Here is a 13,369-nt window from a genome sequence, read left to right on the forward strand (position 1 = left end):
CGGCGGAGGTGGCGCGCCTGCGCGGTGACTTCCCGCTCCTGGAGCGGGAGGTGAACGGGCACGGGATCGCGTATCTGGACTCGGGCGCGACCGCGCAGAAGCCGGTCTGCGTCATCGACGCGGAGCAGGACTTCCTCACGCGGTCCAATGCGGCCGTGCACCGCGGGGCGCACACGCTCGCCGTCGAGGCGACGGATGCCTACGAGACCGGGCGGGCGACGCTCGCCCGGTTCGTGGGCGCGGGCGAGGACGAGATCGTGTGGACGAAGAACGCCACCGAGGCGCTCAACGTCGTGGCCTACGGATTCGCCAACGCCTCCGCAGGCCTGGGCGGGGCTCAGGCCGCGCGCTTCCGGCTGGGCCCGGAGGACTCGATCGTCGTCACGGAGATGGAGCACCACGCCAACCTGGTGCCCTGGCAGCAGCTCGCCCAGCGCACCGGGGCGCAGCTGCGCTGGCTCCCGCTCACGGACTCGGGCCGGCTCGACCTCACGGATCTCACCGGCATCGTGGACTCCTCGACGAAGGTTCTCGCCTTCACGCATGTCTCGAACGTGCTCGGCACGATCACGGACACCGCCCCGCTCACCGCGCGGGCTCGGGAGGTGGGAGCGCTCACCGTGCTGGACGCCTGCCAGTCGGTGCCGCACATGCCGGTGGACCTGCGCGCGCTGGACGTGGACTTCGCGGCGTTCTCCGGCCACAAGATGCTCGGACCCACGGGCGTGGGCGCGCTGTACGGACGGGCGGAGCTGCTGAATGCGCTGCCGCCCGTCCTCACGGGCGGTTCCATGATCACGAGCGTGACGATGGAGGGTGCGGAATTCATGCCCGCGCCGCAGCGGTTCGAGGCCGGCACGCAGCCGGTCGCCCAGATCGTGGGCCTCACGGCGGCGGTGGAGTACCTCGAGCACATCGGCATGGACCGGGTCGCGGAGCACGAGCGGGAGATCGGCGCACGGATGCTCGACGGCGTGCGCCGGATCGAGGGTGTGCGCCTGCTGGGTCCGGAGGACCCCGCCGCGCGGATCGGCGCCGTCGCATTCGACGTGGACGGCGTGCACTCGCACGACGTGGGCCAGTACCTCGACGCGGCCGGTGTGGCCGTGCGAGTGGGCCATCACTGCGCCCAGCCGCTGCACCGCCGCTACGGCGTGACCTCCTCGACCAGGGCCTCGGCGGCCGTCTACACGGACACCGGGGACGTGGACCGCTTCCTGCAGGCGCTGGCCGAGGTGCGGGGATTCTTCCGGGTGGGCGCATGAGCGATCTCGCGCGTCTCTACCAGCAGGTCATCCTCGACCACTCGAAGCAGCGCTCCGGTGAGGCCGCTCTGCTGGCGCCTGCCGCCGGTGCGCGCCCGGCCGGGTTCGGCTCCTCGCACCAGGTCAACCCCACGTGCGGTGACGAGATCACCGTCGAGGTGAGTCTGCGCACGGGGGCGGACGGGGCCTCGGGCACGGAGGGAGCCTCGATCCGCTGGCAGGGCGACGGCTGCTCGATCTCCATGGCGGCCGCGTCCGTGGCCAGTGAGATCCTGGAAGAGGACGGCCCGGCGCGGTTCAGGGAGATCGAGGAGGAGTTCCGCACCCTCATGCACTCCCGCGGCCGCGGCGAGCCGGACGAGGAGCTGCTGGGTGATGCCGCGGCCTTCCACGGCGTCGCCCGGTTCCCCGGGCGCATCAAGTGCGCGCTGCTCGCCTGGGCGGCGACGGCGGATGCGCTCGCACAAGCAGAAAGCACCGCTGACGCAGCGGTCACCACCGAAGGAGGACGACCATGACGGATGTCGTCGATGCACCCCGCAACGCCACGCCGGAGGAGGTGACGGAGGCCCTCTACGACGTGATGGACCCGGAGCTGGGCGTCAACGTGGTGGACCTGGGCCTGGTCTACGGCACCAGCGTGGACGAGGAGGGGATCGCCGTCATCGAGATGACGCTCACCTCCGCGGCCTGCCCGCTCACGGACGTCCTCGAGGACCAGGTGGCACAGGTCCTCGACGGGATCGTCCCGGCGTTCCGGCTCAACTGGGTCTGGATGCCGCCGTGGGGCCCGGAGAAGATCACCGAGGACGGCCGCGAGCAGATGAGGGCCCTGGGATTCAACATATGACCCTCACGGCGGCCTGCGACGGATCCGCGCTCGGCAACCCGGGTCCCGCAGGCTGGGCGTGGTACGTCTCCGAGACGTGCTGGGCCGCCGGCGGCATGCCGGAGTCCACGAACAACCGGGGCGAGCTCCAGGCGGTCATCGAACTGCTGGAGTCCGCCCGCGGCCTCGACGCCGATCTCCTGGTGCTGTGCGACTCGAAGTACGTCATCAACTCCATCACCAGGTGGATGCCCAAGTGGAGGCTGAACGGCTGGAAGAAGGCCAACCGGGAGGACGTGCTCAACCGGGACCAGATGGAGGTCCTGGACGCCCTCATGCGCGACTACGAGCACGGCGGCCGGCAGGTCCGCTTCGAGTGGGTCAAGGGCCATGCGGGCCATCCGCTCAACGAGAGCGCGGATGCGCGCGCACAGGCCGCCGCGCGGGCCGTCCAGGCCGGTCTGCCCGTGGACTCAGGTCCGGGCATGCCCTCGGCCGGAGCAGGGGCCGCGGAAGCGGGTGCGGAGACCCCGGCCGCGCCCGAGGAGGAGGCTCCCGCGACAGCGAGAGCCTCCTCACAGCGGCCCCCTGTGGTCGTCTCCTGTCCTCTCGAGGCGGAGCTGGCCGATAGGATCGTCGATCGTGCGCGCTCATCGGGGCGCACTCCGCAGCAGGAGCTCGCGGACGTCATCAGGAAGGGGATGTCGCTGACATGATCGCGGCCAGTGACCTGCAGGTCGTCGTGGGGTCGCGGACCCTCATGTCGGGAGTCTCGTTCCGCGTGGACAAGGGCGACCGCGTGGGTCTCGTGGGGCGCAACGGCGCCGGCAAGACGACGCTCACCAAGGTGCTCATGGGTGAGGTGCTCCCCTCCGGGGGAAAGGTCTCCGTCTCCGGCTCCGTGGGCTATCTCCCGCAGGACCCCCGGGCCGGCGACCCCAAGTCGACGGGGCGCGAGCGCATCCTGGGCGCACGCGACCTCGACGTGCTCGCCCGGCGCATGCGCAGGGCCGAGGCGCAGATGTCCGATCCGGACCCCAAGGTCATGTCGAAGGCGATCGACCGCTACCCGCGGATCGAGGCCGAATTCGTGGCAGCGGGCGGCTACGCGGCGGAGTCAGAGGCGCTGTCCATCGCCGCGAACCTGGGCCTCACGGAGGACCGGCTCGACCAGACGCTGGACACGCTCTCCGGCGGCCAGCGCCGCCGGGTGGAGCTCGCCCGGATCCTGTTCGCCGCGCCGGACACCATGATCCTCGACGAGCCGACCAACCACCTCGACGCGGAGTCCGTCACCTGGCTGCGCGACTACCTCAAGGTGTACGCCGGCGGCCTCGTCATCATCTCCCACGACCTCAGCCTCATCGACGAGGTCGTCAACAAGGTCTTCTTCCTCGACGCCAACCGGCAGGTCATCGACATCTACTCGATGGGCTACCGGCACTACCTCAAGCAGCGCGAGGCGGACGAGCGCCGCCGTCGCCGCGAGCGCGCCAACGCGGAGAAGAAGGCCGCCGCCCTGCACGCGCAGGCGGACAAGATGCGGGCGAAGGCCACCAAGACCGTCGCCGCGCAGAACATGGCCAAGCGCGCGGATCGGATGCTCTCCGGACTGGAGGCCGAGCGTGCGGCGGACAAGGTCGCGAACCTGCGGTTCCCCGCTCCCGCTGCCTGCGGCCGGGTGCCCCTCACGGCGGAGGGCCTGAGCAAGTCCTACGGCTCCACCGAGGTCTTCACCGGTGTGGATCTGGCGATCGACCGCGGCACCCGCGTCGTGGTGCTGGGCTTCAACGGCGCCGGCAAGACCACGCTGCTGCGGCTGCTGGCCGGTGCGGAGGAGCCCGATTCCGGGAGGGTCGTGCCGGGCCACGGACTCAAGCTCGGCTACTACGCCCAGGAGCACGAGACGCTCGACACCTCCCGCTCCGTCCTGGAGAACATGCGGGCGTCCTCGCCGCACCTCGACGACACGGCGGTGCGGACGGTGCTGGGCTCGTTCCTCTTCTCCGGAGACGACGTGCACAAGCCCGCCTCCGTGCTCTCCGGCGGTGAGAAGACCCGCCTGGCGCTGGCGACCCTGGTGGTCTCCAGCGCGAATGTGCTGCTCCTCGACGAGCCCACCAACAACCTCGACCCGGCCAGCCGTGAGGAGATCCTCTCCGCGATCCGCCGCTACGAGGGCGCGATCGTGCTCGTCACCCACGACGAGGGCGCGGTCGAGGCGCTCGACCCGGACCGGGTCCTGCTGCTGCCGGACGCGGACGAGGACATCTGGTCCTCCGAGTACCTGGACCTCGTCACCCTCACCTGAGCTCAGCGCAGCTGCTGCTCCAGTGCCGCGTCCTCATCGGCCTCGGCTCCGGCCCGCCGCCGCGTACGCGGGGGAGTCCTGCGGGAGACGGGGGAGGGCCTGGCGGGGGCCCGGCGGGAGGATGCGGGCAGGACCCCGCCGGCCATGAGCGCGGCCTTGTCCACCACGACGTATTCGGTCTCGGACTCCGTGCCAGGACCCGCCTGACCGCGCTCCCCGCGCCGGATGGCGTCGCGCTCCCGCTTGGCGGCGTAGGCCAGGCCGCCGAGGAACATGAAGGCGAAGGCGATCCACTGCATGGTGTAGCTCAGGTGGGAGCCCGGGTCGGTGTCAGGCGCCGGCAGCGCCTCCGGCGCCTGCGTAGGTGCGGGATCCTCGGCATCGAGGTACCCGTATGCGTGCCGGTAGTGATCACCGGCATCGTCGCCCAGCACCAGATCGGGGTCCACCGCGCGCACCGAGCCCACGGCACCGGCCGAGGCCTCCGTGTTCTCCCCGGCCCGTCCCTCCTGCGCGGGACGGAGCCAGGCGGTGACCGTGACCTCGCCCTCGGGGGCGTCGGGCAGGTCGCCGGCGGCCACCTCGGCCCCGGAGCCCGGCACCCAGCCGCGCGCCACCAGCAGGGTGGGACCGGCCTCCGTCTCGAAGGGCACGAGCACCCAGGAGCCCGCACGGCCGTCCTTGGGCCGGTTGCGGGCAAGCACGGTGTCCTCCGGGCGGTAGGTTCCCTCGACGCTCACGCGGGTCCAGTCCGCTTCCTCGGCGAACGGCGCATCCGGAGAGGGGAGGGCGTGAGCGAGCGGCACCGGGGCAGCACCGTAGTGGGTCTCGATGCGGTCGATCTCCGCGTCCCTGGCCTCGCGCCGGTTGTTCTGCCAGTTGGCGAGGAAGACGCAGGCCACCGCAGCGGCCAGCGTGAGCGCGATGTACCGCAGCCAGCGCCGGGTGAAGAGGAAGCTCATCCCACTCCTTCTGGAATCGCGTCCGTGGGGACGATGTCGTGGAGGAAGCCCCGGAGCGAGAGGAACTCCGCGAGGCTCTCCCTGTGGGCGGGGCAGGCGAGCCAGACCTTGCGGCGCTCCGGGGTGTGGATCCGCGGGTTGTTCCACAGCAGCGCATGGGAGGCGGTGTCACGGCAGGCCTTGGCGGAGCAGATGAGCTCCGGGGTCCGGTCAGGAGTCCCGATCATCCTCGACCACCTCGCCTTCGATCGTCTCGGACTCCGGGGGAGTCGTCCCGCTGCCGGTGCCGGGGGCCGGCTCGTCCGCAGGTGCGTCCGTGAGCGCCTGCGGCGGGGGAGGCGTGTACTCGCTCATGGTGTAGGAGACCTGGCGCTCGTTGGCGGCATTGGCGATGAGCACCGCGACATAGGGCAGGACGACGGCACCGGCGACCATCACCCAGCGCAGCCAGCCCGTGGTCGCGAAGGCGAGCACGAGGCAGATCACACGGATGATCATCGAGATCGTGTACCGGCGCACACGGTTCCGGAAGTCCTTGTCTGCGGACTCCTGTGCCTCAGTGACAGAAGTCGGCTCTCTTCGTTCGACCATAGCTACCACCGATCCTATCTCCGCTAGGCTGATGCGAGCTGACACAGACCCCGGCTTCACAGGAGTGCACATGGCGGACACACCGTCCACGCAGGATCCGAGTTCCCGCGTCGTCCTCGTCACGGGCGGCAACCGCGGCATCGGCCGCACCATCGCGGAGGAGATGGCCGCGGCCGGCCACCGCGTCGCAGTGACCTCGCGCAGCGGGGACGCCCCGGACGGCGTGCTCGCCGTCGCGGCGGACGTCACGGACGCGGCCTCCCTCGATGCGGCCTTCGCCACGGTGGAGGACGCGCTCGGACCGGTGGAGATCGTCGTGGCCAACGCCGGCATCACCGCGGACAACCTGCTCATGCGGATGAGCGAGGACGAGTTCACCTCCGTCGTGGATACGAACCTGGGCGGCGCCTACCGCACCGTGCGCCGTGCGATCACCAACATGGTCCGGGCCAAGTACGGGCGGATCGTCCTCGTCTCCTCCGTCTCCGGGCTCATGGGCGTGGCCGGGCAGGCCAACTACTCCTCCTCCAAGGCCGCCCTGGTGGGCCTGGCCCGCTCGATCACGCGCGAGGTGGGCTCCCGCGGCATCACCGCCAACGTGGTGGCGCCGGGCTTCATCCGCACGGACATGACGGACGCCCTGCCGGAGAAGCAGCAGAAGGAGTACCTGCAGACGATCCCGGCCAAGCGCTTCGCCGAGGCCTGGGAGGTCGCAAAGGTCGTCCGCTGGATCTCCTCCGACGAGGCCGCCTACATCTCCGGCGCGGTCATCCCCGTGGACGGCGGCCTGGGCATGGGACACTGATCCCGGCCACGTGCCCCACGGCTTCCAGACACTTCAGCTGCTCCTCAGCAGAGCTTCTCCACACACAGAAAGGCCCCACACATGGGAATCCTCGACGGCAAGCGCATCCTCGTCACCGGCGTGCTGACGGAGGCCTCGATCGCCTTCTCCGCCGCCCGCCTGGCACAGGAGCAGGGGGCTGAGGTCATCCTCTCCTCGTTCGGCCGCCAGATGAAGATCACCTCCGTCATCGCCGAGCGCCTGCCCCAGCCTGCGCGCGTCATCGAGCTCGACGCGACCAGCGAGGAGGACCTCGCCGCGCTGCCGGAGCGCCTGGGCGGCAACATCGACGGCATCGTCCACGCGATCGCCTTCGCCCCCAAGGACGCACTGGGCGGTGTGTTCCTCGACACGCCGTTCGAGTCCGTCTCCAACGCCGTGCACGTCTCCGCGTTCTCGCTCAAGGCCATCGCCGTGGCCGCCAGGCCGGTCCTCAACCCGGGGGCGGGCATCGTGGCGCTCACGTTCGACGCGACCGTCGCCTGGCCCGTCTACGACTGGATGGGCGTGGCGAAGGCCGCGCTGGAGTCCACCGCGCGCTACCTGGCGAAGTACCTGGGCGGCGAGGGCATCCGCGTGAACCTCGTCTCCGCCGGTCCGCTCAAGACCACCGCGGCGACCTCCATCCCCGGCTTCGAGGGCCTCGAGGCCATGTGGGGCGACCGCGCGCCGCTCGGGTGGGACCAGAAGGACACGGAGCCGGCGGGCAAGGCCATCGTCTCCCTGCTCTCGGACTGGTTCCCGGCGACGACCGGTGAGATGGTCCACGTGGACGGCGGCTTCCACATGACAGGCGCATGAGCTGACGGTCCGCAGCGAGCTCCCCTGAGCTCCGTGCCGCGGCGGGCGGGTACTGTGAGGGCATGCCCCTCCTGGTACTCGCCCGTCACGCATTCACCCCCTCCGCGCCTGCCTCCGGCACCACTGACTTCGAGCGCCCCCTGGACGCGACAGGGCTCGCGCAGGCGCGGCGGATGGGTGCCTTCCTCGCCGCGTTCGCCGCAGGCGAGGGAACGCCGCTGGACACCGTGATCGCCTCTGCCGCGGTGCGGACCATGCAGACCGCGCGTGCGGCGGCGGAGGGGCTGGGGATGGACGCCGAGGCGGTGCGCCCGGACCGTGCCCTCTATGACGCGACCGCAGCGGAGTGGGAGGAGGCGATCGCCACGATCCCCGCCCGGGCCTCGGGTGCACTCGTCGTGGGACACCAGCCCGCGCTCACGGACATCGTCGCTGCACGCTCCGGCGTGTGGCCGCTGCCCGGCCTGCGGCCCAGCACCGTGGCCGTCTTCCGGCTGGACTCGTGGGAGCAGGAGCCGCCCTACGGGGAGCCGGCGGTGCTGCGCGACTTCGTCTGAGCGCGGGCGTGCGGCTGGAGGCGCCCTCTCTCTGCGAGCAGCCGCTGTGCGCCCTCCCAGACCTGCATGAGGTCGCGCTCGTCCACGATGAGGTCCGCGTGCTCCCGCAGGGCGGGCTTGGCGCAGAAGGCGACGCCCACCGCTGCGGTGCGCAGCAGGTCCCGGTCGTTGGCCCCGTCGCCCACCCCCACTGTGCGGCGCAGGTCGATGCCCAGGCGCTGTGCGATCTCCCGCAGCCGCGCGGCCTTGGCCGGACGGTCGACGATCGTGCCCGCCACCTCGCCCGTGAGCACTCCTGCCGCCTCGTCGACGCCAAGGCCGTTGGCCCAGATCTCCGTGATGCCGAGGCCCTGGGTGAACCGCTCTATGACGGCGGTGAAGCCCCCGCTCACCAGTGCCACGGTCCAGTCCGCGGCGTGCGCGGCGGCCACCAGCTCCCGGGCGCCGTGCGTGAGGGTGACGGCACGGGCCGCGGCCTCGACCTCGGTGACGGGGACGCCCCTCAGCACGGCCACCCGTGCGCGCAGGCTCGCGGCGAAGTCCAGCTCACCGGCCATGGCGCGCTCCGTGACGGCGGCGACCTCGGCCTCGCGGCCGGTGGAGCGGGCGAGGAGTTCGATGACCTCCTGGTCGATGAAGGTCGAGTCGACGTCGGAGACGAGCAGGCCGGCCGTGCCGGTGCGGGGAGAGGTCATGCCTCCATCCTAGTGAGCGCCGTGATCACCCGGGCGGCGGCCGCGTGCACCTGCTCCAGGGCCGCGCCCAGTGCCGAGCTCCCGGTCTGGGCCGGCACTGCGAGCGAGGAGAGGCTGTAGTGGACGTGCATGGCGGTGTGGAGTGCGGCGGCACGGTCGTGGTCGCCGAGCACGGCGGCCAGGGCCGTGTGCACGGCATCGCTGCGTGCGCCGCTGAGCTCCCACTGCCAGTCCCGCCAGGGCAGGCCCTCCACCGCGACGGCTCCTGTGCCCTCGGAGCCTGAGTCCTCGGCCTCCACCGCGGCGAGTGCGTGCATGACGGTCTCCCGCAGACGCCGGCTCGCCTCGGCCGCCGTGAGGTGGTCGACCGTGGTGTAGGCGGTGCGGGCGCACGGGACCATCGCGGTGTCCGCCTCCGTGCCGATCGCGAGCACGCCCAGCGAGGCGCCCTCGGCGTCCTCCACCACGCAGAGTGCGCGGGTGCGGGCCGCGGGACGGGCGGTGGCGCGGCGAGCCTCGCGCTCCAGGCGGGGCACGCGCAGCGGGAGGGTCGGGTGCACGGGCTCCGCACGCACCCGTGCGGCACCGCACCGGCGGGCACCGGCCTCCCACAGGAGCAGTCCGGTGGGGACCTCCGCGCCGCCGCCGGCCGGGGGCGCGAAGACGGAGTCGGAGACGAGCAGCGGCACCGGCAGACCGGCTGTGAGGAACGCCTCAGCGGCGGCGTCGGGGGAGATGTCACCGCGCAGCCGCGCGGTGAGCGCGGAGGCGAGCAGGACCGGCAGGAGGGGAGTCGTCTGGAGCATCGCTGGAAGTATAGGGTGAGCCGTATGAGCGGAGTACTCGAATTCGACTCGGTCAGCGTCCGACGGGGACAGTCGTTCCTCCTCGATGACATCAGCCTCACCATCGCCGAGGGTGAGCACTGGGCGGTCCTGGGACCCAACGGGGCGGGCAAGACCACGCTCCTGCAGCTGGCAGGCGCCCGCATGCACCCCACGACCGGTGCGGTGCACATCCTCGAGGAGAAGCTGGGGCGGGTCGACGTCTTCGAGCTGCGGCCGCGGATTGGCTTCGCCTCCTCGAACCTCATGCAGCAGACCCCGCGCTCCGAGCTCGTCCGGGACTTCGTCCTCACCGCTGCCTACGGGGTGCTGGGCCGCTGGACGGAGGAGTACGAGCCCGATGACGTCGCACGCGCCGAGGACCTGCTCGCCGCCTTCCGCATCGGCGAGCTCGCGGACCGCGAGTTCGGCACGCTGAGCGAGGGCGAGCGGAAGCGCGCACAGATCGCCCGCGCCCTTATGACGGACCCGGAGCTGCTGCTGCTCGACGAGCCGGCGAGCGGCCTCGATCTGGGCGGGCGCGAGGAGCTCCTGCAGGCGCTCACGGAGATCGTGGGCTCCAAGCACGCTCCCACCACCCTCATGGTCACCCACCACGTCGAGGAGATCCCGCTGGGCATCACGCACGCCGTGATGGTGCGCGAGGGCGGTCTGGTCGCCGCGGGGCCGCTGGCGGAGGTGCTCACGGAGGACAACCTCGAGTCGACCTTCGGTCTGCCCGTCATCCTCACGGAGCAGGACGGCCGCTACGCCGCACGCGCGCGGCTGTGACGCGGCGTTCTGACGCAGCCCTGAGGGAGCTGGGCTGATGGGGCTCTTCGAGAGCATGGACCTGCTCACCGCCGCGTTCATCCTGTTCGCGGGACTGGGAGCGGGTGCGATCAACGCGGTCGTGGGCTCCGGCACGCTCATCACCTTCCCCGTCCTCGTGGCGGCGGGCATCCCGCCCGTCACGGCGACGATGAGCAACGCGCTGGGTCTGATCCCCGGCAACGTGGCCTCCTCCTTCGGCTACCGGGAGGAGATCCGCGGGCAGGGCAGGCGCCTGCTGAGGCTCGTCCCGGCCTCGCTCGCGGGTTCGCTCGTGGGCGCCTACCTGCTGCTCCACCTGCCGGAGACGGCGTTCGAGTCGATCGTGCCCGTCCTCATCGTCCTCGCACTGCTGCTGGTGATCTTCCAGCCGGTGCTCCAGCGCGTGGTGCGCGAGCGCAAGCAGATGGCCGCGCCGGAGCTCGACGTCCACGGCGGCCTTGCGGCGATGTCCACCGGGCGCTGGGCCGGGGTGATCGCGGTGGTGTTCCTCACCGCGATCTACGGCGGGTACTTCGCCGCTGCGCAGGGCGTCATCCTCATCGGCCTGCTGGGTCTGCTGCTGCCGGATCCGCTGCAGCGGATCAACGGCGCCAAGAACGTCCTCGTGCTGGTGGTCAACGTCACCTCTGCCACGGTCTACACGATCGTCGGGCACGATCGCATCGACTGGGCGGCGGTGCTCCTCATCGCCGTGGGCTCGCTGCTGGGCGGATACTTCGGGGCACGCGTGGCCCGGAGGTTCAGCCCCGTGGTGCTGCGCACCGTCATCGTCGTGCTGGGCCTGGTGGCCTTCTGGAGGATCCTCACGCTGTGAACACCCCCAGGAAGCCCGAACCCACCGACGCGCAGATCCGCGAACTCGCCGCCCGCCACGGCATCGCCGAGGGGCGGCTGCTGTTCCTGGACGACGACCGCGTCCCCGTGGAGTCTTCCACCTCGGCACTCCTCAGCGAGTACGAGAAGCTCACGGACGTGCGTCTGCGCGCGTCCTCGGAATCGAGCTGGGGCCTCTACATCGCGGAGTCCACGAAGATCATCGAACGGGCGCTGGCGGCCGGACACCGCCCGCGGTCGTTCCTCATGACGCGTGAGTGGTTCTCCCGTCTGGCGGAGAGCCTGGGGGAGGCCGGCTGGGGCGCTCCCGGAGCCTCAGGTGCTGAGGCGCCCCTGCTCATCGGGTCCGAGGCGCGCGTGGAGGCCGTCACCGGTTACCACCTGCACCGCGGGGCGCTGGCCTCCATGCACCGGCCGGCACCCGTGCCCGTCGCCGAGGCCGTGTCCGGGGCCCGGCGGGTGGTGGTGGTCGAGGACGTGGTGGACCACACGAATCTGGGGGCGATCTTCCGGTCTGCCGCCGGCCTCGGGGTCGATGCGGTGCTCCTGTCGCCGCGCTGCGCGGACCCGCTCTACCGGCGCTCCATCCGTGTGTCCATGGGCACGGTGTTCCAGGTGCCGTGGGCGCGCATGGACGAGTGGCCGGCGGGGCTGGAGAGGCTCAGGGAGGCCGGATTCACGGTCGCCGCGCTGGCGCTCGAGGACGACTCGGTGAGCCTGCGCGAGTTCGCCGCGCAGGTGGAGGGGCCCGTGGCCCTCGTGATGGGCACGGAGGGCGACGGCCTGCGCCGGTCGACGATCCGCGCGGCGGACGTGACCGTCCTCATCCCCATGGGGCACGGCGTGGACTCCCTCAACGTCGCCGCAGCCACGGCCGTGGCCTGCTACGCCCTGCAGGAGGGGTGAGGTCCCTCAGCTCCGTTCGACGGTGCCGACACCACACGGACGCCGCGAATGTGCTCGCCCCCCGGAAGACCATCGGTGCGACGCACCACGACGGCACCGTCGTCAGTGGTACCATTCATCGGTACCACTCTTGCGACTGCGGAGGTCCTCACCGTGTCCATCAGTGCCAGCGAGGCTCGTAAGACGCTGTTCCCGCTCATCGAACAGGTGAACGCGGATCACGAGGCCGTCGAGATCGTGTCCCGTAAGGGCAACGCGGTGCTCATGCCTGCTGATGAATACGCCGCATGGCAGGAGACCGCGTACCTGTTCCGTTCACCGGCGAATGCAAGACGCCTGCTGGACGCGTACGACCGGGCGCGAGCAGGGAAGACGGAGTCGCATGAACTCGACCGCTCCGACGATCCCGTCGAGGATGCCTGAGTGCGCCTGGTCTGGGATCCTTCCGCATGGGAGGACTACACGCACTGGCAGAAGGCCGACCGACGGGTCCTGAAGCGGATCAGCACGCTCGTCGATGCATGCCTGCGTACGCCTTTCGAGGGCATGGGGAAACCCGAACAGCTGAGGTACGGCGCGCAGGGCGCATGGTCCCGCCGCATCACGGACGAGCACAGGCTCGTCTATCTGGTCGACGGCGATGACCTGGTCATCCTGCAGGCTCGCTACCACTACTGATCCGTGCGGGTACCGGGCAGCTCGCCCGCTGCTCAGCCCACCAGCTCGTCCACGAGCGCCTCGACCCTGCGCCTGATCTCGTCGCGGATGGGGCGGACGGCCTCGATGACCTGGCCCGCAGGATCCTCCAGCTCCCAGTCCTCGTAGCGCTTGCCGGGGAAGATCGGGCAGGCGTCCCCGCAGCCCATGGTGATGACCACGTCGGAGGCCCGCACCGCCTCGGGCGAGAGCACCGCAGGCTGCGCGGAGGCGATGTCGATACCCTCCTCGCGCATGGCCTCGGCCGCGACCGGGTTGATCTGCTCCGCCGGCAGGGAACCCGCGGAGAGGACCGTCACGCGGTCTGCGGCGAAGTGCCGGAGGTAGCCGGCGGCCATCTGGGAGCGTCCGGCGTTGTGCACGCAGACGAAGAGGACGGTGGGTGCGGTCATGAGGGTT

At 71.1% G+C, this 13,369-nt stretch carries 19 protein-coding genes; 13 read left to right on the forward strand and 6 right to left on the reverse strand.

The annotated features are described in order from the left end of the window. Positions 1-8: 8 nt before the first annotated feature. The 5 genes from ABD240_RS04290 to abc-f are packed head-to-tail and all read left to right on the forward strand — an operon-like array spanning position 9 to position 4,405. Positions 9-1,265: a SufS family cysteine desulfurase gene (locus ABD240_RS04290; RefSeq protein ID WP_344335431.1), complete on the forward strand. Its 1,257-nt coding sequence runs from the start codon at positions 9-11 to the stop codon at positions 1,263-1,265. Beyond that, positions 1,262-1,783 (forward strand): Fe-S cluster assembly sulfur transfer protein SufU, encoded by a 522-nt coding sequence (gene sufU, locus ABD240_RS04295; RefSeq protein ID WP_344335434.1) that lies wholly within the window; start codon positions 1,262-1,264, stop codon positions 1,781-1,783. Before ABD240_RS04290 ends, sufU begins: the two co-directional genes overlap by 4 nt. Further along, positions 1,780-2,115 carry a metal-sulfur cluster assembly factor gene (locus tag ABD240_RS04300; protein WP_291792207.1) on the forward strand — a complete coding sequence of 112 codons (336 nt, stop codon included), beginning with the start codon at positions 1,780-1,782 and terminating at the stop codon, positions 2,113-2,115. The genes sufU and ABD240_RS04300 overlap by 4 nt, the downstream gene beginning before the upstream one ends. After that, positions 2,112-2,810, forward strand: a complete 699-nt coding sequence (locus ABD240_RS04305; protein WP_344335439.1) for a ribonuclease H family protein — start codon at positions 2,112-2,114, stop codon at positions 2,808-2,810. The genes ABD240_RS04300 and ABD240_RS04305 overlap by 4 nt, the downstream gene beginning before the upstream one ends. Beyond that, positions 2,807-4,405 carry a ribosomal protection-like ABC-F family protein gene (gene abc-f, locus ABD240_RS04310; protein ID WP_344335443.1) on the forward strand — a complete coding sequence of 533 codons (1,599 nt, stop codon included), beginning with the start codon at positions 2,807-2,809 and terminating at the stop codon, positions 4,403-4,405. The genes ABD240_RS04305 and abc-f overlap by 4 nt, the downstream gene beginning before the upstream one ends. A 2-nt stretch (positions 4,406-4,407) precedes the next feature. Here abc-f and ABD240_RS04315 read toward each other — a convergent pair whose 3' ends face one another. Genes ABD240_RS04315 through ABD240_RS04325 form a run of 3 tightly spaced genes read right to left on the reverse strand, consistent with a single transcriptional unit; the run spans position 4,408 to position 5,958 of the window. Beyond that, positions 4,408-5,367, reverse strand: coding sequence for an SURF1 family cytochrome oxidase biogenesis protein (locus tag ABD240_RS04315; protein ID WP_344335445.1), 960 nt, complete (start codon positions 5,365-5,367; stop codon positions 4,408-4,410). Further along, positions 5,364-5,594, reverse strand: coding sequence for a hypothetical protein (locus ABD240_RS04320; protein ID WP_344335448.1), 231 nt, complete (start codon positions 5,592-5,594; stop codon positions 5,364-5,366). The genes ABD240_RS04315 and ABD240_RS04320 overlap by 4 nt, the downstream gene beginning before the upstream one ends. Continuing rightward, on the reverse strand, positions 5,578-5,958 hold the full coding sequence (locus ABD240_RS04325) for a DUF3099 domain-containing protein (RefSeq protein WP_344335451.1): 381 nt from the start codon (positions 5,956-5,958) through the stop codon (positions 5,578-5,580). Before ABD240_RS04325 ends, ABD240_RS04320 begins: the two co-directional genes overlap by 17 nt. A gap of 70 nt (positions 5,959-6,028) precedes the next feature. Between ABD240_RS04325 and fabG the strand changes: the two genes are divergently transcribed. The 3 genes from fabG to ABD240_RS04340 all read left to right on the forward strand — a co-directional run bounded on the left by fabG (position 6,029) and on the right by ABD240_RS04340 (position 8,160). Continuing rightward, a complete protein-coding gene (gene fabG / locus ABD240_RS04330; protein WP_291794289.1) occupies positions 6,029-6,763 on the forward strand; it encodes a 3-oxoacyl-ACP reductase FabG in 735 nt (244 codons plus the stop codon). An 81-nt stretch (positions 6,764-6,844) separates the two neighbouring features. Further along, on the forward strand, positions 6,845-7,603 hold the full coding sequence (gene fabI / locus ABD240_RS04335) for an enoyl-ACP reductase FabI (protein WP_291794287.1): 759 nt from the start codon (positions 6,845-6,847) through the stop codon (positions 7,601-7,603). A gap of 62 nt (positions 7,604-7,665) precedes the next feature. Then, positions 7,666-8,160, forward strand: a complete 495-nt coding sequence (locus tag ABD240_RS04340) for a SixA phosphatase family protein (protein WP_344335455.1) — start codon at positions 7,666-7,668, stop codon at positions 8,158-8,160. Here ABD240_RS04340 and serB read toward each other — a convergent pair. Together serB and ABD240_RS04350 are read right to left on the reverse strand one after the other, a co-directional pair. Then, positions 8,124-8,855, reverse strand: a complete 732-nt coding sequence (gene serB, locus ABD240_RS04345; RefSeq protein ID WP_344335458.1) for a phosphoserine phosphatase SerB — start codon at positions 8,853-8,855, stop codon at positions 8,124-8,126. The genes ABD240_RS04340 and serB overlap by 37 nt on opposite strands. Beyond that, the gene (locus ABD240_RS04350) at positions 8,852-9,661 is read right to left on the reverse strand and encodes a hypothetical protein (protein WP_291794282.1); all 810 of its coding nucleotides are present in this window, start codon (positions 9,659-9,661) and stop codon (positions 8,852-8,854) included. Before ABD240_RS04350 ends, serB begins: the two co-directional genes overlap by 4 nt. A 24-nt stretch (positions 9,662-9,685) precedes the next feature. On the opposite strand from ABD240_RS04350, the gene ABD240_RS04355 reads away from it, so the two are divergent. The 5 genes from ABD240_RS04355 (at position 9,686) to ABD240_RS04375 (ending at position 12,931) form a co-directional block, all read left to right on the forward strand. After that, positions 9,686-10,471, forward strand: a complete 786-nt coding sequence (locus tag ABD240_RS04355; RefSeq protein WP_291794279.1) for an ABC transporter ATP-binding protein — start codon at positions 9,686-9,688, stop codon at positions 10,469-10,471. Positions 10,472-10,508: 37 nt separating this feature from the next. Continuing rightward, positions 10,509-11,327, forward strand: a complete 819-nt coding sequence (locus ABD240_RS04360; RefSeq protein WP_344335463.1) for a sulfite exporter TauE/SafE family protein — start codon at positions 10,509-10,511, stop codon at positions 11,325-11,327. Next, positions 11,324-12,253: a TrmH family RNA methyltransferase gene (locus tag ABD240_RS04365; RefSeq protein WP_425546987.1), complete on the forward strand. Its 930-nt coding sequence runs from the start codon at positions 11,324-11,326 to the stop codon at positions 12,251-12,253. The genes ABD240_RS04360 and ABD240_RS04365 overlap by 4 nt, the downstream gene beginning before the upstream one ends. Positions 12,254-12,406: 153 nt before the next feature. Beyond that, the gene (locus tag ABD240_RS04370; RefSeq protein ID WP_291794274.1) at positions 12,407-12,676 is read left to right on the forward strand and encodes a type II toxin-antitoxin system Phd/YefM family antitoxin; all 270 of its coding nucleotides are present in this window, start codon (positions 12,407-12,409) and stop codon (positions 12,674-12,676) included. Further along, the gene (locus tag ABD240_RS04375; protein ID WP_344335466.1) at positions 12,677-12,931 is read left to right on the forward strand and encodes a Txe/YoeB family addiction module toxin; all 255 of its coding nucleotides are present in this window, start codon (positions 12,677-12,679) and stop codon (positions 12,929-12,931) included. 32 nt (positions 12,932-12,963) lie between these two features. Here ABD240_RS04375 and ABD240_RS04380 read toward each other — a convergent pair whose 3' ends face one another. After that, positions 12,964-13,362 carry an arsenate reductase ArsC gene (locus ABD240_RS04380; RefSeq protein ID WP_344335469.1) on the reverse strand — a complete coding sequence of 133 codons (399 nt, stop codon included), beginning with the start codon at positions 13,360-13,362 and terminating at the stop codon, positions 12,964-12,966. Between the last annotated feature and the right edge of the window lie 7 nt (positions 13,363-13,369).

The sequence above is a fragment of the Brevibacterium salitolerans genome (genome assembly GCF_039531405.1).
Classification (GTDB): domain Bacteria; phylum Actinomycetota; class Actinomycetes; order Actinomycetales; family Brevibacteriaceae; genus Brevibacterium; species Brevibacterium salitolerans.